General features: G+C 27.2%; 14 protein-coding genes. 2 read left to right on the forward strand and 12 right to left on the reverse strand.

From position 1 onward, the window contains the following. Nucleotides 1–188 precede the first annotated feature (188 nt). Both IC758_RS21240 and aroD read right to left on the reverse strand, forming a co-directional pair. Entirely contained in the window at nucleotides 189–266 is a 78-nt protein-coding gene (locus tag IC758_RS21240; RefSeq protein WP_413927138.1) for a GTP-binding protein, read from the reverse strand. A 20-nt stretch (nucleotides 267–286) separates the two neighbouring features. Beyond that, nucleotides 287–1,054, reverse strand: a complete 768-nt coding sequence (aroD, locus tag IC758_RS11795) for a type I 3-dehydroquinate dehydratase (protein ID WP_227434885.1) — start codon at nucleotides 1,052–1,054, stop codon at nucleotides 287–289. A gap of 309 nt (nucleotides 1,055–1,363) precedes the next feature. Here aroD and IC758_RS11800 point away from each other — a divergent pair, with 309 nt between their 5' ends. After that, complete coding sequence (locus IC758_RS11800; protein WP_227855263.1) at nucleotides 1,364–2,272, forward strand: LysR family transcriptional regulator; 909 nt, start codon at nucleotides 1,364–1,366, stop codon at nucleotides 2,270–2,272. A gap of 78 nt (nucleotides 2,273–2,350) precedes the next feature. Here the strand turns inward: IC758_RS11800 and eis are convergent, their stop codons facing one another. Continuing rightward, a complete protein-coding gene (gene eis, locus IC758_RS11805) occupies nucleotides 2,351–3,562 on the reverse strand; it encodes an enhanced intracellular survival protein Eis (RefSeq protein ID WP_227855262.1) in 1,212 nt (403 codons plus the stop codon). Between the two features lie 416 nt (nucleotides 3,563–3,978). Here eis and IC758_RS11810 point away from each other — a divergent pair, with 416 nt between their 5' ends. Further along, nucleotides 3,979–4,611 carry a CatB-related O-acetyltransferase gene (locus IC758_RS11810; protein WP_227855261.1) on the forward strand — a complete coding sequence of 211 codons (633 nt, stop codon included), beginning with the start codon at nucleotides 3,979–3,981 and terminating at the stop codon, nucleotides 4,609–4,611. A gap of 225 nt (nucleotides 4,612–4,836) precedes the next feature. On the opposite strand, the gene IC758_RS11815 is transcribed toward IC758_RS11810, so the two are convergent. The 9 genes from IC758_RS11815 to IC758_RS11855 form a co-directional block, all read right to left on the reverse strand. Then, the gene (locus IC758_RS11815) at nucleotides 4,837–6,837 is read right to left on the reverse strand and encodes an FAD-dependent oxidoreductase (RefSeq protein WP_227845949.1); all 2,001 of its coding nucleotides are present in this window, start codon (nucleotides 6,835–6,837) and stop codon (nucleotides 4,837–4,839) included. 262 nt (nucleotides 6,838–7,099) lie between these two features. Continuing rightward, on the reverse strand, nucleotides 7,100–7,969 hold the full coding sequence (locus IC758_RS11820; RefSeq protein WP_227434897.1) for a radical SAM protein: 870 nt from the start codon (nucleotides 7,967–7,969) through the stop codon (nucleotides 7,100–7,102). 97 nt (nucleotides 7,970–8,066) lie between these two features. Further along, nucleotides 8,067–8,924, reverse strand: coding sequence for an alpha/beta hydrolase (locus IC758_RS11825; RefSeq protein ID WP_227434899.1), 858 nt, complete (start codon nucleotides 8,922–8,924; stop codon nucleotides 8,067–8,069). Nucleotides 8,925–9,149: 225 nt separating this feature from the next. Continuing rightward, nucleotides 9,150–11,168, reverse strand: a complete 2,019-nt coding sequence (locus tag IC758_RS11830) for an FUSC family protein (protein WP_227860447.1) — start codon at nucleotides 11,166–11,168, stop codon at nucleotides 9,150–9,152. A gap of 263 nt (nucleotides 11,169–11,431) precedes the next feature. After that, on the reverse strand, nucleotides 11,432–12,217 hold the full coding sequence (locus IC758_RS11835) for a formate/nitrite transporter family protein (protein ID WP_227434902.1): 786 nt from the start codon (nucleotides 12,215–12,217) through the stop codon (nucleotides 11,432–11,434). A gap of 56 nt (nucleotides 12,218–12,273) precedes the next feature. Further along, nucleotides 12,274–13,245, reverse strand: a complete 972-nt coding sequence (gene asrC / locus IC758_RS11840) for a sulfite reductase subunit C (protein WP_227434903.1) — start codon at nucleotides 13,243–13,245, stop codon at nucleotides 12,274–12,276. 12 nt (nucleotides 13,246–13,257) lie between these two features. Then, the gene (asrB, locus tag IC758_RS11845) at nucleotides 13,258–14,049 is read right to left on the reverse strand and encodes an anaerobic sulfite reductase subunit AsrB (protein WP_227434905.1); all 792 of its coding nucleotides are present in this window, start codon (nucleotides 14,047–14,049) and stop codon (nucleotides 13,258–13,260) included. After that, nucleotides 14,050–15,057, reverse strand: a complete 1,008-nt coding sequence (gene asrA / locus IC758_RS11850) for an anaerobic sulfite reductase subunit AsrA (protein WP_227860448.1) — start codon at nucleotides 15,055–15,057, stop codon at nucleotides 14,050–14,052. A gap of 172 nt (nucleotides 15,058–15,229) precedes the next feature. Then, a complete protein-coding gene (locus IC758_RS11855; protein ID WP_227860449.1) occupies nucleotides 15,230–18,106 on the reverse strand; it encodes an EAL domain-containing protein in 2,877 nt (958 codons plus the stop codon). Nucleotides 18,107–18,124 lie beyond the last annotated feature (18 nt).

The raw sequence follows: 18,124 nt of genomic DNA on the forward strand, positions 1-18,124 counted from the left end.
TTTTAATAATCAAAATTAGAATTATATATTTTTGTTATTTAATTAAATAATTCTTTTAAAACTTTATTACCTAAATTTAATCCTATTATAGTTACTTTTCCATCCTTAACTCCGCTATATTTAAAAACATTAGTTTTGCCAGAAGAATAGCTAAATTCTAAATATACATCAGATGAATTTACAAAACCTTATGCCTTTAATATTTTTTTAATGAGTGTAGCTTTTCCTACTCCTAAAAAACCTGAAACAACATCAACCTTTATCATATATACTCAAGTCTTTTAAACTAATTAATACTTTTATGTAATATGCGTAGTATTGAATTTAGTTCTTCAACTGACATTTGACCTGGTGCAGAAACCTTTTTAACTGCTCCAAAAGTCAATGCTGAGCCAAATATTTCCCCACACAAACGACTTATAACTCCCATTCCTGCCATAGACATAGTTATTATTGGTCTATCTGCATAAACTTGAACCATTTCATTTGTAGCTGTAAGCAACACCAGAACATCTCTTTCATTTTTTGGCATAACAGCTATTTTAGGTAAGTCTGCTCCTAGTTTTTGCATTTTGCATAAACGAGATATAATCTCTTCTTTTTTGGGAGTTTTATTAAAATCATGATTCGACATGACTACTTTCACTTCTTTTTCATGAGCAAACTCGACTATTTCATTTACAATTTCATCTCCCATAAATAGCTCTACATCTATTAAGTCTATTAATCCTGTATTAGAGATTTCCTTATTTAAAATAGTATAATAATCTTTTGATATTAATTTTTGTCCACCTTCTTTTATACTTCTAAATGTAAATAATAGAGGTGTATCTGGTATATATTTTCTTAATTCATTAATAACTTCTTTAACTTGTTGAATATTTTCTACATTCTCAAAGAAATCAACACGCCATTCTACAACATCCAAACAAATTTCCTTTAAGTCATTAACTTCTTCAATAATTTCTTCTTTAGTTTTTCCAACTATTGGTACACAGATTTTAGGTATACCTTCTCCTATTCTAATATTTTTTACTTGTACTATATTATTCATATTTCTCCTCCACACATATAGAAGTTTTATCAGATTTTATATTCTTTACATCACAATATTATTATATCGTAAAAATACTATAAGTCATAACAATACTAATTCTACAGTAGTACTTCAACTTCATTTTATATACTTACATTTAATTTTTTTACACTCTTTCTTGTAATTTCATTATATTACTTAATTATTATTAATAAAATACATATTATTCTTAATATTGATAGAATTAATCTATGAATTATGGTATAATATGGTATAATTTTGTAGAAATAACCCGAATTTTATTACTTATGAAGGGATTGAATATCAATGAACCTAAATCATTTGCATTACTTTAGAGTTTTAGCCAAAGTTGAGCACTATACAAAAGCAGCTACACAATTGTCTATAACTCAACCAAGCTTAAGTCATGCTATATCTGCTCTTGAAAAAGAACTGGGAACTTTTTTATTTGAAAAACAAGGTAGAAATGTTCGTTTAACTAAATATGGTAAATTTTTTTTAACTTATGTTGATAAAGCATTGAGTGAATTAGAAAGAGGAGAAAAAAAGCTTAGAGAATATACAAGTATATCAAAAGGTGTCATAGACTTAGGATTTATTTATACATTGGGAGCTTACTTCATTCCAGATATACTTGGTAAGTTTTTAGAAAAAGAGTCAAATAAAAATATTTCATTTTCATTTGGTCAAGGTACTACTAAAAAGATTATCCAAAGTTTAAAAGATGAAAAATTCGATTTAGCATTTTGCTCTTTTGTTCCAAATGAACCCAACATAGATTTTACAGCTATACTTCAGGAAGAATTGGTTGTAATAGTGCCATATAACCATCCTTTAGCCTCAAATGAAAGTGTAGACTTAAAGGATACAAAGGATTATCCTTTTATATTCTTTAGTGAAGATAGTGGAGTTAGACCAATTATTGATAAGCTCTTTGAAAAAGTTGATGTAAAACCACAAATTGTATGTGAAACAGAAGAAGATACAGCTGTCGCAGGTTTAGTTTCTATTAACTATGGTATAGCAGTTGTTCCAAATATTTTTGCTCTTAAATATTTTAATGTAAAGGTTTTATCAATAACAAATCCTATACATGAAAGGTACATATATTTAGCTACAATGAAAAATAAATATTTAACTCCTGCTGTTAATAGTTTTAGAAACTTTGTTATTAATTACAGTAAAAACAATAATCAAATTGATAAAATGGAATAAGAACAAGTTAAAAAGGGATTGTTTCAGAGTAAATACTCTGTACAATCCCAGACACATTTTAAAATTTATTAAAGTTTATTAGAAATAATCTGAGAAGTATGGATTTTTACGTTCAATAAGATTTTCTAATAAATCTACTATTTCTTTATCACAAGTAATTCTTTTTATTCTATGAAGATAAGTTGGTCTTTTGTAACTAAGCAACATAGTTGTAAGTGTTTGTATATCAAGCTTCAAATCATACTTATCACCACCAGAGGTTAGTATACCTTTACCTTCTTTAGAAACACTTAGTGTAAATACTCCTGTATTCCAATCTAATAAAGGGTCTTTTAATTGAAATACTAACTTTACTTCATTTTCTTGTTCTTTAAATGGATACTGATTTATAAATTGTTCTATATCAACAATTCTACCCATAAAGTATGGTTTTATATTTTCTTCTATGTCTCCATCTTCAAGTAAAAATGCCAATGGTTCATCTGTATATGTATTTCCAACCACTTTATTTATCATTGAAAAGTGAGCACTTATAAAATTCCATAATCCTGTACGTGCCTCTTCTTCTACAAATACCATTTCTTTAATATAGAATATTTCATCAGAAATCCAATATAACACATAACCTTGTGCTTCATGGTTTTTATCATAATAAATTGCACATGTTAAGTCATCTAAATCCCAACGCCAGTATTCTTCCCATGCCAACTCACTTCTAATCATAGATGCATGGCTCTTTTTAGAAAATCGTTCATAAACATTTATGACATCTTCGTGTTCTATACTTACACGCTCAACTTCTCCTGATACCGCTTTAGGTTTCGGCAACTGAGTATCTTTAATTTCAAAAGATATCTTATCTGATATTATTTCCCATCCCTTACGACGATAATATGGAATTGAGTATGGAAATAAATAAGATATAGATTGTTTTCTTTCTCTCATATCTGTTAATGCTTGTCGCATCAATTTATCCATAAGACCTAAATTAGAATATTCAGGATATGTTCCAACACCAGTAAGACCACCCATATCGTATTCTTGACCAAATATATTGATTTTAAATGGATAAACAGCTATTTGAGATACTAGTTTATCCTCATCAAACCAACCAAATACATCTGCTTGTCTTAATACAGGTAGTTTAGCAAGAGTTATTTCTCTTTCCTCCCAACCTACTTGTTGTAAATCATGGTTTGTCACTTGAAATACATAACGTAACAATTGATTGAATTGTTGCAAATGCTTAGTTTCTACTTTCTTCATTTCGAGTCTCTCTAGTCGACTCATAATAAAACCTCCTAAAAATAAATACATATAAATACTACCTATTTATATAATATAGACAATAAATTTACATAAATACTACATAAATATTTATATAAGCATAATTTTATCATACCCAATATATTCTAGTCAAATCACTGTTGAAAATTAAAGTTTAATTCAATAATAGCATTATTTAACTTAATAAAAAATGATTTATATTTAGTATATCTTAAATACTTGTAATTCTTTATCACTTTGATATAATCAAATAAATAGACAATTGTAATAAAATACAATTTAGTTAAAAATATTTTATTTAAAATAAAACAATAAACTATAAATAAATAAGTAATATATAAGGAGTGATTCTGTGAAGAGATGCATTGTAATAATGGGATAGTCAGGAAAACAACATAATATAAAGGAGAGATTTAAACATGACTATTCCAAATTCAGATAAAATATATCCAAGAAGTAATGATTATCAAACTATATATCTTAAAAATGTGATTACAAGAGACAATATAAAAGTTGGAGACTATACAATATATAACGACTTTTATAATGACCCAAGGGATTTTGAAAAAAATAATGTACTATATCAGTATCCTATAAACAATGATAAATTAATAATCGGAAAATTTTGTTCAATTGCATGTAATGTAAAGTTTTTAATGACTAGTGGAAACCACACTGTGAAATCACTCTCTACTTATACATTTCCAATCTTTTATGAAGAATGGGATTTAGACATAAATCATATAACAGATGCTTGGGATAATAAGGGTGATATTGTAATTGGAAATGATGTATGGATAGGCTATGATGCTGTAATTATGCCAGGTGTAAAAATTGGTGATGGAGCAATTATTGGAACAAGAGCTGTAGTTACTAATAATGTCCCTCCATATTCTATTGTTGGAGGAATACCTGCAAAAATTATAAAGAAAAGATTTAATGATGATATAATTTCAAAATTATTAAAAATTAAGTGGTGGGATTGGTCATATGAAAAAATCCAATCAAGTATTCAACACATTCAATCAGGAGCTATTGATAGATTAGTTTAATATTTTATGACTAATTTATCTTAAAACGAGATTTAGGGGAAATCTTTTTAGGAATTCCCTTAAATCTACTATATTACCAATAGTCCTACTTGATATAATTAAAATTAAAAATAGTACTAAGGTTATAAAACAAAGATAAATTAACTTTTCTAAAATTACTTTACTTTTATTATTTATTCTCTACAAGAGATTCGACTTTTCTAAAATCATCTCTATTATTTATTATCATAAAAGATTTAACTTTTCTAAAGTTGTTATTATATTTCTTCCTTCTCTAACTCCATCGATTATTCTTCGAGCTATTTTACTATCTCCTATATTTAGAACTTCCACATTTTTAGCTTCAAAATATTTCTTTAAATTATTCAAAATTGGATTATTAGATTTCATTCCTAAACATATAAATCCATAATCAAAATTTAGTAAGAACTCTTCTTCATTCTTCTTAACTTTAAAATTATCATCCTCAACTTCCAATAATGCTGTATTTGTATAAACATCAACATTGTAATCTTTTAACATCTTCATCATTGTCACCTTTGTTATAGGGTCTAAATCTTTGCCCACAACTGGTAACATCTCAACTATAGAAGTTTTAGCCTTATTTTCTGAGAAAAATTCTACAACATCTAATCCAACAGCTCCACCACCCACAACTACTACTTTCTTATTTTCTAAGTCTTTTGTTTTAAAATATTCTATATCATTAAATAGCTTAAATATTGAACTCACCTTTCCATTTTCTTGGTCTATCCTATCCATCAAACCAGTTATTGGTGGAAGTAATGGTTTTGAACCTGTAGCATTTATAATTATATCAGGTTTTAAATTTTCTATAAATTTAATATCGGCCTTTGTATTTTTAAAAACAATTAAATTTTTTAATTTATTAACTCTCTGTTTTAAATACTTTGGAAAATCATTTATTCTACTTTTATCCGGAAAAGTTGATATTGTCTCAGCAAGCCCTCCTATATCTTCTTTTTCTTCTAATAAAAATACATTACAGCCCACCTCTGCTGCTGTGGCTGCGGCTTCGAGACCAGTCGTTCCTCCACCTATAACAACCACATTTGTTGTCTTATTTACTTTTCTTTGTTTATATTCTTCTCCATTTATTAAGTCTGGATTTACTGTACATCTTATAGGTCTATTTGCTCCAATTCTATTACCTGCACATCCTATATTACATGAAATACACTTTCTTATTGAATCTTCTTTTCCATTTTGTACCTTTTCAGCCCAATTAGGGTCAGCTATAAGGCCTCTTCCCATGCCTATAAAATCCGCTTCATTATTTTCAAGTATTTTTGATGCTATCTCTGGATTCCTTATATTTCCAGTTATTATTGTTGTTTTTCCAAATCTTTTTTTAACTGCTTTAGACATATATGAACGCCACCCATCTTCTAATGTCATTGTATCGATTTGAAATTGTATAGAATCATTTAATGCTGCTGATACATTATATATATCTACTTCTTCATTTAAATATTCAAGAAGCTTTAAAGTATCATCTAAAGTATTTCCTCCCTCTATAAATTCATCAGCACTTATCCTTAAAGATATAGGAAATAAGGCTCCTACTTCGTCTCTAACTTTATCAATTACTAGTTTTGCAAATCTCGCTCTATTTTCAAGACTTCCACCAAATTCATCTGTACGCTTATTGTAAATTGGGGATAAAAATTGACTTATTAGATATGAGTGTCCAGCGTGTATCTCTATAGCATCAAAACCAGCTATTTGAGCTCTTTTTGCTGCCTTTCCATATTTTTTAGCTATATCTAGTATTTCTGCTTTCTTTAATTCTCTTGGTATTGTTCCTCCATTTTTTGAGGGTATGTTCGAAGAAGATACTGGAGTTAATCCATTTATTCTATCTGGCATAGCTGAAGCACCTGAATGATTAATTTGTATAGCTACACATGCACCATGTTTATGTAGACTCTCAGTTAACTTATATAAAGCAGGTATGTATCTGTCATGGTCTATTCTTATTTGTGTAGTTCCATTAGAACCTAAAGGAAAATCTACACAAGCATTTTCTACAATTATAAGTCCAGTTCCACCTTTAGCTCTTTGTTCATAATATTTAATGTGTTCATCTTTAAATTCTCCACTTTCTCCACCAAAGTTTGTTCCCATTGGTGGCATAACTATTCTATTTTTTACATTCATCCTTTTTATAGTTAATGGTTCAAAGATATTTTGATATATTTTCATTTCTATTCCTCCACACGTTTTTATGTTTATAGTTTTTGTGTTTTAAATTTATGTCTCTATTATAATGCGTAGAAATCTATTAAACCAGTGCATATTTTCATCATTATTGATAGATTTTTTCTATAATTTTATGATTATGTTTCTTAACAAAAAAAATCATGCTACATTAATAGTGATACACTATTAATGTAGCATGATTACTTAAACTCTAGATAATTTTAATATTTTACATCTACACATATATATTAAGAATAGCTAAATTTTACAGTCTTCTATACTCTTCTCTTTTTAATTTTAAGTTACTTAGATAATAATCTATCTCATCAATTAGACGTTGTTTATCCTCAGGTAATATTCCTTTTAAGTTAACATAATTTGAGGCATGATTACTTCTAAATACGACTTTTTCATTGGTATCTATATTTTTTATCATTTCTTTAATTTCTTGTAGCACAGCTTTATCTTCCAATACTGTAAATTCACCTGATTGAAGTAAATCGTAAAGTTCAGTATTAGGTTCTACCATTAAACTCAATACACCTACATAATCTGGTGAAATTGCTCCTAGCATTTTTCCTGTATCAACTCCATGTTGATTCGTTTTTTTAGTTCCTCCAAGACCTGCTATTACAGTAGCTGATAATTTAATACCATTTTGCTTAACTTTTCTACCAACTTTTATAAGTTGTTCACTATTAAATCCCTTTTTAATATCTTCTAATACCTCATCATTTCCACTCTCAAGCCCTAGATAAATCATCTTAACACCAAGTTTTTTTAACTCTTTAAGTTCATCATCAGTTTTTTTCTCTATAGATTTAGGAGAGCCATATAGAGTAATTCTTTCACACTCTGGAAAAACTTCTTTTATATACAATATTATATCTCTTAGTTTTTCCATTGGTATTATCAATGCGTCTCCATCTGCTAAAAATATTCTGTCTACATTTTTATAATGTCTTCTAAATATATCAATTTCATTTTTTATTACTTCTAATGGTTTTATTTTAAATTTCTTTGATTTGTACATACTACAAAATGTACATTTATTATGAGAACATCCTAGTGTAACTTGTATTATAAGACTATAAGCCTCACTTGGCGGTCTATAAAGTGGCATATCATATTCCATATTAAAATCCCCCTTTTAATCAACTCTTAATTTTATTATATTAATAATATTTACTTAAAATAATACTTTATATATATTATAAACTTCAAGCTTTTGTTTAAGATATATTATTTAAAAATTTAATAATACTATTTGCAGTAATCTTAAGCTGTTTTTCTTGACTTATAATAGCATCATTGTCTCCCTTTTGTTTTCCATAATCTCCAAATTGTGCATGATTTCCCCCTTCAATTTCAACATAAGTTGTATCATCAGGAAGTTTTTCTTTTGCTTCTATAAGATTTTTAAAATTAACTACTCCATCTTTACTTCCCCATATAGATATAACCTTTTTACCTAGCTGTTTTAGTTCATTGCCCATTGGATAAGAAGATAAAAACACAACTCCATCAATTAATTTATTGTCACGTGCAAAATTAGATGCAACAACTCCACCCAATGAGTGACCTCCTATTACCCAATGTTCTATATTATTGTAAGAATCCATAATTTTCTGTGCTTTATTAGTTCCAAGTATAGCTAGATTAAGTGGCATTTTTGCAATTACCACTTCATATCCACTTTCTGCTATTTTTCTTGCAAGTGGTGCATATGATTCAATTTCTACTTTAGCTCCTGGATAAAAAATTAGACCTTTAGAAACTTTTCTACCCTTCGGTGTAAATGAAATATTTTCATTTATGGTTACCTCAACTTTACTATTGCTAACTAATGCTTCTTTTGCTAGTTTTTGAGGTTCATATGTTTTGTTTATCCATATGAAAAAACTAAGCAGAATCAATACAAACAGTATACCTATTCCCATGAATATTTTCTTTTTTATATTAAATTTTCTATTATCATTTTTATCATCTTCGTTTTCAACCTCATCATAAAGTAAAGGTCTTTCAAGTTCCATAGTTATACTAAATGTATCATATTTCTTATTGCGCTTTACCTTTACATCTTTACTCATAAATCTAACCCCCATAATATTTGAATACTATTATAGTTTATCCTAAGTAAATTGTTTTTTCAACCAATGAAAAAAATCAATATTTTAACCTTTTTCACACAAAATTCATAAATATATGGTTTTTGTTTTTAATATACTATTTTCTGTTAACATTGTATAAAAGAAAAAGTCATATACTTTATTTTAAAGCTATGACTTTTTATATAATTTAATTAGATTAGAAAACTATGCAACTTCTTGCACTAACATTTTACTGATATTACTTATTCTATACATTTCTTTTACACCATTTAAGGTTTGAAGTAAATTTAGACAAATTATTTTATCGCCTAAACTTACTGTACTTTCAATACTATCTAAAATTACACTTCTTCCTTCATCATATTTATCAGCATCATAATTTGAAATATAACTAGTATCTCTCAATATTCTTTCTATATCTTCATCTCTAATATTATTCTTTTTGACATTTATATATAAATTGTACATATTACTTATTAGTAATTGTTGATTTTCTAAGAAATCATCTTGATGTTCATCTTTGTATATAGTATTTATCAGCATAAGTCTATCTTCAATAAGTGATGGCACTAATAATAGATTCTTTATATAATGAACATTGGTTGAATTTTCAATAGATTTATTAACTTCATTAATTATATTTTTAACTATACCTTTATACACATCTATAACATGCTGATACCCCATTTTTGCATCATATGGTAAAACAAATTTATTTATTATTAATGCAATAATTGCACCTAATACTACATATGAAATTCTACTCATAGTTAAAACATTAGGGTCTCCCATAACTGCTGCGGAACCAAGGGCTGAAACAGTTACACACACTATCAGTTTTCTATAATCAACTACATATGAGTTTATGTATCCTGCTAAAAGTACTATTAATGACCTTAATGTATTATCTTTTATTATTGAAAATGAAACAATAAATATTACCGCTCCTACTAGTGTACCTTCTATTCTTTTTCTGGATTTCTGCAAACAGTTCTCTGCATAAGGTTGTGTTAATGAAAACACAGTTAACATTATCCATCTTCCATCTTTTAAGTGAAAATAGTCCATAATAAAACCTGAGATTGCTGCAGCCAAAGCGATTTTTATTGCATAAGAAAATCTTATAGATTTTAAATTAAAATGTTGTTTATATATTGATATTCTTTTAAATTCATGTGGTATCTTTATTTTTCTTTCAACTCTTTTTTCCTCTTTTGATTTTACCTTTTTGTACTCTAATAAAAATTCATATAGATTTTCTAAAACACTATAAATTTCTTTCAAATTTATATTTTTAGTATCTTGAGCGACAACATAGTCTCTAAACCCAAGTATTTCTTTATCAGTTATCTTATCTTTATTTTCTAAGCACATCTTGATATAATTTACTTCTTGAGATACTACAACTAAAACATCTTCTTTACTATTTGTACTACTTTCTTTTAGCATATTTTTTATGTCTTCATCCTCAAATTCCTTAGTATCTATTTTATATCTATCTAAGATTAAACTTATTCTTTCTAATGAAAATAAGATATTTATTATATCCATTCCTTTAATACTAATAAAAAAATCATCTTTTCTATTATCAAATATAACCATTTTAAGACCTTTTGATATAGAATTTATTGTGTAATTACAACTATCTATTTTTCTCATATTAGACTTATTTACAGAATTATCACTGTTAATAATATTTTTTAAAAGATTTATTTTTTCCAACAACTCATCACATATAGATATTAATTCTTTGTCACCAATTTTTTTCATTCTATTTCTATTCATAACAAATTGAGCAATCATTATGACAAGTGAACCACTAGCTAAAGCCGATAATCTTATAGGAAATTCGCTTAATCCTACAGGTATACTTATCATAAATATATACATAAGACCAAAAGGTACATATACAGCCCTTTTCAAGTCATAACTAAATAAATATCCTATTATAAATAATGCTATAAAATTTAATAAAATTCCTAAATACATATTTTGTACTGCAAAAAACGATAATACTCCTAATGTTACGTTTATTATCAAGTATTTCAGTAAATTTTTAATTGGAGAAATAGTTAAATCCCTTTCCAAAAGCATTAGCATAGCTGTTACTATAGCCACACCTATAAGTGTATTTTTACTTCCAAATAAAGCTATAAATGCAGATATAAATGCTATTATAAAAATAAACAATTTAGTTTTTGATATTATTAATTTTTTTGTCATCAAATACCTCCTTAAAAATTTCAACAAAGTCAATTTTATCACACTTATTATCGTATTCAAAATCGTCTTTTCTACGTGAGGATTCTAATTTTTCTATTTATAATTCTAATTTTAATTCATATATTAACGAACTTTATAATCATATATAACATATATATTCATATGCCAGCATACGTTTTTTCTTTCAAATATTTTTTTAAAATTAAAAACAACGCTCTCAATAATACAATATTTGTACTTATTGAGGACGTTGTAAGATTTATCTAGCAAACTTGTTTAATTTTTTCTTTACCTAGTATGTAAGTACCAAGTCCCATAAATAAAGCTCCTCCAACAATGTTTCCAAGTGTTACTGCTACTAAATTATAAATAGCTCCTCCAATACTAACTGTTTGAATTGTTGGAGAAAATAATGAAACACTATAGATTGTCATATTCGCTACACTATGTTCAAACCCTGTTGTTATGAAAGCAAATAAACATAGGAATATCATAATTATTTTTGCACTATCATTGTTAGTTCTAAATGAACATAAAACTGAGACACAAACTAAGATATTACACAAAACTCCTCTAAAGAAAAGAGACATAAATGGCATAGATGCCTTGGCTGCTGCTGTGTTTGCAAAAAATTCTGCTACAGGACCTTTATCTACTAAACCAGTTCCTACAAACATTATACCTAAAATTAAAGCTCCTATTAAATTTCCTACCCAACTGTATATCCATATTTTAGAAGTATCTTTTATACTTACCCCTTTATTTAGCATACCTACAGACATTACCATATTATTTCCAGTAAACAGCTCTGTTCCTGTCATTACAACTAAACTAAGTGCTACTGCAAACGATAACCCCATCATTATCTTTGTCATAGGAGAACCTGCATCTGTCAAAATCCCTCCAATAGTAAATATCAAAAGTATACCGATACCTACATAAAGTCCTGCAAAAGCAGAAGACACTAAATATTTTATCTTACTTGTATTTAATAAATTTATTTTATTTATAGCTGCGTTAGTTAATTTATCCAAAGTTTCTTTATGCATAATTCCCTCTTCCTTCTATTAAATTTATAATTTATTTAAATATATTTTTTTATTACTTATAGATATTTAACACCACTCCAGTATATATTTTCATGTACTTTAGTTATTTCTTCAAATTGTACACCTTCAAGTGCCCATTTTTTAAATTCCATGAATCCAGTCCTGTCAATTATATATCCTATATGCTCTTTCCCTCCTGGTGCATCTTTATCTATATATTGCTCTACATATTTGTAAGTATTAAGTATTATTTTTATTATGTTGTCTTCATCTGCCCATAAAAGAAAATCTTCTGCTAGTCTTGGATTTTTCTTACCTGTTCTACCCATTATAGCTAATCTATAGTATTTTTTTTCATCTCTAGTCCATGCATTTGTTGGGCAATTTAGTACACATTCTCCACAACCTATGCATTTATCTCCATCTCTTACTACTTTATTATTTTCTGTTTTTAATGCTCCAACAGATAGTTTTGAGCATTTTTTTACACACGCTCCACAATTCACACATCTATCTTTTTCATATAGTGGTAAGGTCATTCCTATAATTCCAAAGTCATTCATTCTAGCTTTTATACAGTCATTCGGACATCCAGTCAATGCCACTTTAAAATGTAAGTCATTTGGAAAAATTGCTTTTTCTATTTTTTTTGCAAATTCAGTTGTATTATACTGCGCTTTTGGACAGACTTTATTACCTATACATGCAGCTATGTTTCTCGTACCTGCTGCTGGATAACCTGCATTTTTCTCACTTTGATTTATATTCATCTTTTCAATAACAGGTTGTATGATATTATTTATTTCTTCCATATCTTCCATATCTATTCCTAAGATTTCAAATCCCTGTCTTGTAGTTATGTGTATCTGACCATTACCATATTCATTTGCAATCCTAGAAACTGTGATTAAACTTTCAGGGTCAATAAGACCTCCTGGCACTCTAACTCTTAAAGAAGTTTTATATTTTGTTTTTGTAATTCTATAAGCATTTTTCATTACTTTTTTAGTATTTAAATCTCTTATCACAAACTCCACCCCCTAATCAATAAGATTTTTAGCATATGAATAATCAAATACTGGTCCATCTAAACATATATAAGTATCATCCATCTTACAGTGTCCACATTTTCCTATTCCACAACACATTTTTCTTTCATAAGAAACCCAAATATTTTTTTCGTCTAAATCTCTTTTTAAAAACTCTCCTACTGTAAATTTCATCATCATTGGAGGTCCAACTACAATTGCAGAAGTATTATTTATATCTTTTATATCTAAATCTGGAATATATTTTGTTACTAATCCTACATTTCCACTATAACCCTCATCAGCTCCATCCACAGTAACTAAAATATCCAATTTTTCACTCCATCTTTTTAAGTCCTCTGCAAATAGAACATCTTTTGGTGATTTAAATCCAACTATTAATTTAAACTTTTCACACTTATCTTTATTATTATAAAAATATTCAACTATTCCTCTTACAGGAGCTAATGCACTTCCTCCTGCTACTACTACGATTTCTCTTCCTTCATATAAAGATACATCAAATCCATTTCCATAAGGTCCTCTTATAAAAAACGAATCTCCTTCTTTGTAATTGAATAATTCACTAGTAACTTTACCTACATTTCTTATTGTAAAATCAATATAATCTTCTCCATATCCTGATACTGATATTGGACTTTCACCATATTTAGGTATAGATATTTCATAGAATTTTCCAGGCAGAACCCCTTTTGTATCACAATTCACTTTGAATGTCCATTCTTTATCAGTATGTTTAACTATGTCTAGTATTTTTGCACTTACTGGTATATATGAGTTCATTTATATCTCCTCCTTACTAGTTACTAAATCATTTATTTTTTCTATACATTTTGAAAATGATATATATTGTGGACATGCATCATCACATCTTCCACATCCAACACACATGTTATATCCAAATCTTTTTTTGAAATCATTTATTTTATGCATAGTTTTAAATCTCATTCTTTCTCCTTGTTTTTTTCTGAAAGAATTTCCACCTGCTATGTCTGTATATCCATCTACTTGACATGAAGCCCAAACTCTTCTTCTTTCACCTACATTTTCATTTTCCTTATAAAAAATATCCTGCATTGTAAAGCATGAGCATGTTGGACATACAAAATTACATCTTCCACATCCAATACATCTTGTGTCATATTCATCCCATATTGGATTTCCTATTATCTCATTAGAATCAATATTTTCTGGTATATCTATAGAAATTAAATTTTCTGTTACATGACTAACATCAAATTCTGATGGCTCTCCATTAAATACTTCAAATTCATTGTCTTTTATGTCTAAGTACAATGTTTCTCCTTCTATATTCAATCCAAGTGAATAGTTATCAGTTTTATTAGAATCCATACTTACACAAAAACAATTTCTAAAACTCTCTTTACATCCTACAAGTGCAAATTTTATTTTTTCTCTAATATGTTTATAAAAATAATCTTTTTCTTCTCCATTATTTAAATATATTTCATCGAGTCTCTTTATTCCATTTATGTCACAAGCTCTTAGAAAAATTAAAATCTTTTTATTGTCTAAATCGCTTTCCTTAAATTCTTTTTCAGTAAAGTAAAATAAGACTTGATTAATAGGAAGCACTACTTCTTTTGGTGAAAAGTTTGATTTTTGAGCAAATTCTATTTCTTCAAAAGTATTTACTTCCTTGTATCTTATCATGTCCGTATCTGAAAAAGTACCTTTAAATGGCATTATGACTGGTGCAAATATTTTGTAGTCTTTTTTTAGGAAATTCAGACCTTCATTGAATTTGGATGAATCTAATTTTAATTTCATTTTTATCACCTTTCTTATATTTTAGTTTTGCTTACTTATTATCTTGTTTAAATCTTAACACTTTATTTTAGATACTTCTGTGATAATTATCACAGTTTTAAAAATAATAAAAAAAATATTACTAGAGTTTATTAAACTCTAGTAATATTTCTTTATTATTTATAACTTTAAATTAAAAATCTGTTCTTTTAAATACAAGCTTTTCAAATGATTCTATATCCATAGGTCTTGCAAAGTAAAATCCTTGTCCAATATCACAGCCTGCATTTTTTAATAAATTTAATTGACCTTCAGTTTCTATTCCTTCAGCTACAATTAGCATATCTAAATCCTTACCTAATGTAATTATATTCTTTATAACTTTTTCTCCACGTGTAGATGTAATTGTCTCATTTAAAAATTCTCTATCAATCTTCAATACATCAATTGGTAATTTTTTTAAAAGACTAAGTGAAGAATATCCACTTCCAAAATCATCCATAGATACAATAAATCCAATATCATGCAAATCATTTAAAATATCTAAAAGCATGCTTATATTTGACAAAAATAAACTTTCTGTTAACTCAAGTTCTATTAGATGCGCTGGTATATTATGCTTATTTATTAAAGATTTTAAACTAGTTACTATATTTCTATTATTTAAATGAATTCTTGATACATTTATAGAAATTGGTGGTGGCTTTATTCCATTTTTTATCCATTTTGACATTGTACTAAAGACATTATCCCAAACATACAAATCAAGTTTTTCTATAAATCCATTTTTCTCAAATAGTGGAATAAAATCATTAGGCGATATAGTTCCCTTAATTGGATGAATCCAACGAACAAGAGCCTCTGAACCTACAATCTCATCTGTTATAAGGTTAATTTTAGGTTGCAAATAAACTACAAACTCTTTATTTAAAAGTGCATTATCCATATTATTTTCAATTTCTTTTTCACGAAGTATAGAAAGCCTTATTTTATCATCATAAAAAGCAACTTTACTCTTATAATTGGTTTCTATTGTTTGACAAGCTATCTTAGCTCTATCAATCATTACATCAATATTTACATCATCTTTATCAATTAAATACGCTCCACATTTAAGTATTATATCTATTTTAAATGTATTTTCTTTATCACTATTCACAATCTCAAAAAAATCATTTGCTCTTTTTCTTAAATTTTCTATATTACTTTTTTTAGTCATTACAATAAATCTATCGTCTGATAATCTTGCATATATTTCATCCTTAAAAATACTTTCACCTATTTTTCTTGCTATATATTTTAAAATATTGTCTCCAAATTCAAAACCAAACATATCATTTATATATTTAAATTTATCTATGTTAATATAATATATAACAAAGTTATACGTTCCATATTTTTCAAAAAGCTTATTAGCATCAATTTTAAATTTCAATAGACTTCTTATACCTGTTACTTCATCAACATATGCTATCTTTTTTAATTTATTCATTTGTACCTTATAATTTACAATAAATATTCCAAAAACTATAAATATAATAAATAATATTATCAAAATAAATGCCATAATATTATGCTGTATAAAATCTAATAGAGTAACTGTATGCTCTAAGTACTTCGTACTGCCTGTAACTGCAATTGCAACCTCTTCTTCTGTAACTCTATTGATGGATTTATTGAGTATTGACAATAATGCAGGATTTGCTTTTTCAGAAACCCCTATTCCAATATCCACGACTTGATTTTTTATTGGCATAAACATAAGCCCATCAGATTCTTCAGTATTAATTATATTATTTAGGATATAGTTGCTTCCTATAAATACATCACTTTCTTCTTTCTTGACAGCTTCAATACATTTACTAGCATTTGGATAAAAACTTACTTCTTGATTTGGATAATATTCTTTTACGAATGATTCTATCCCTGTCCATTTAATCATTGCTACCTTAGTTTTTTCATCCATTCTAATATCATTTTTTGCCAAACCTAACATGGTAGTTTCAAGGTAGCCATCAGTAAATATAATATTATGCTCTAACTCAGTACTCCGTGACATAAACATATTTGCACAAATATCTACCTCACCATTTTCAACCATTTTTAAACCCTTTGAAAAATTATCTACCTTTATATACTCAAACTTTAAACCTGAGTTATTTGAAATTGATTTTAATATATCTATTGATATACCTTTGTAGGAATTTGTATTTTTATCATAAAAAGATAGTGGTGACGTATCAGGACCTGATACAACTTTTATTACAGGATGTTTCTTTATATATTCTTTTTCCTCCAAAGTAAATACTTCTGTAGCTATTGCAGTACTCTTATAATGTTTATTAAATAAATTACCATCATAATATATATCTTCTCGCTTAATCTCATTTAATGCATAATTCAAACCATCTAGTATTTTTTTGTTTCCCTTAGTTGTTGCATAATAGATAGGCTCTGATGAAAAACGTAATACTACCTTTGTATTTGGTATATCTCTAATGCTTCCTGTAAGTATCATATCAATGGTTCCTTTTTCAAGTTCCTTTTGAAGTTCTTCTGCACCTTCTATGTACTTATATTTTACAGATATTTTATTTTTTTTACAGTATTCATCAAATACACTTTTAAAATGATTATCTGAAACTGTACCTACTACTTTTCCATCAATCTCTTTTAGATTATTATAAGATATTGTATTGTTTTTGGAGTTCACATACAATGCTCCATATTCATATCCAAAATTTAAATTTGTATAATCATAGTATTCTTCACGTTCTTCATCCTTTTGCAATGCTCCAAATATATCAATTTTTCCCTCTTTAAGCATTTCTAGACCTTGACTCCATCCACAAGGTATATATTCTAATTTCCAATTATTTATTTTAGCGATTTCATTCATATAATCATATGTATATCCATATAACTGACCATCTTTTGTAACAGAAATTCCATAACTAGGCCAATATCCAACCCTTACTTTTTCTTTCTCAGAAGTGGCTAAAACAAATGATGTATTTAATATAAGTAAAAAAATAACCATAGTAATAGTAAATCTATATTTTCCATTCATAATATGCCTCCATTTATA

The sequence above is a fragment of the Clostridioides sp. ES-W-0016-02 genome (assembly GCF_020641035.1).
GTDB lineage: Bacteria > Bacillota > Clostridia > Peptostreptococcales > Peptostreptococcaceae > Clostridioides.

Coding starts and splice junctions, on each gene's coding strand:
- IC758_RS11855 (WP_227860449.1), bottom strand. CDS start 18,106: ATGAATGGAAAATATAGATTTACTATTACTATGGTTATTTTTTTACTT.
- asrA (WP_227860448.1), bottom strand. CDS start 15,057: ATGAAATTAAAATTAGATTCATCCAAATTCAATGAAGGTCTGAATTTC.
- IC758_RS11820 (WP_227434897.1), bottom strand. CDS start 7,969: ATGGAATATGATATGCCACTTTATAGACCGCCAAGTGAGGCTTATAGT.
- aroD (WP_227434885.1), bottom strand. CDS start 1,054: ATGAATAATATAGTACAAGTAAAAAATATTAGAATAGGAGAAGGTATA.
- IC758_RS11830 (WP_227860447.1), bottom strand. CDS start 11,168: ATGACAAAAAAATTAATAATATCAAAAACTAAATTGTTTATTTTTATA.
- IC758_RS11835 (WP_227434902.1), bottom strand. CDS start 12,217: ATGCATAAAGAAACTTTGGATAAATTAACTAACGCAGCTATAAATAAA.
- IC758_RS11815 (WP_227845949.1), bottom strand. CDS start 6,837: ATGAAAATATATCAAAATATCTTTGAACCATTAACTATAAAAAGGATG.
- asrB (WP_227434905.1), bottom strand. CDS start 14,049: ATGAACTCATATATACCAGTAAGTGCAAAAATACTAGACATAGTTAAA.
- IC758_RS21240 (WP_413927138.1), bottom strand. CDS start 266: ATGATAAAGGTTGATGTTGTTTCAGGTTTTTTAGGAGTAGGAAAAGCT.
- IC758_RS11800 (WP_227855263.1), top strand. CDS start 1,364: ATGAACCTAAATCATTTGCATTACTTTAGAGTTTTAGCCAAAGTTGAG.
- IC758_RS11810 (WP_227855261.1), top strand. CDS start 3,979: ATGACTATTCCAAATTCAGATAAAATATATCCAAGAAGTAATGATTAT.
- eis (WP_227855262.1), bottom strand. CDS start 3,562: ATGAGTCGACTAGAGAGACTCGAAATGAAGAAAGTAGAAACTAAGCAT.
- IC758_RS11825 (WP_227434899.1), bottom strand. CDS start 8,924: ATGAGTAAAGATGTAAAGGTAAAGCGCAATAAGAAATATGATACATTT.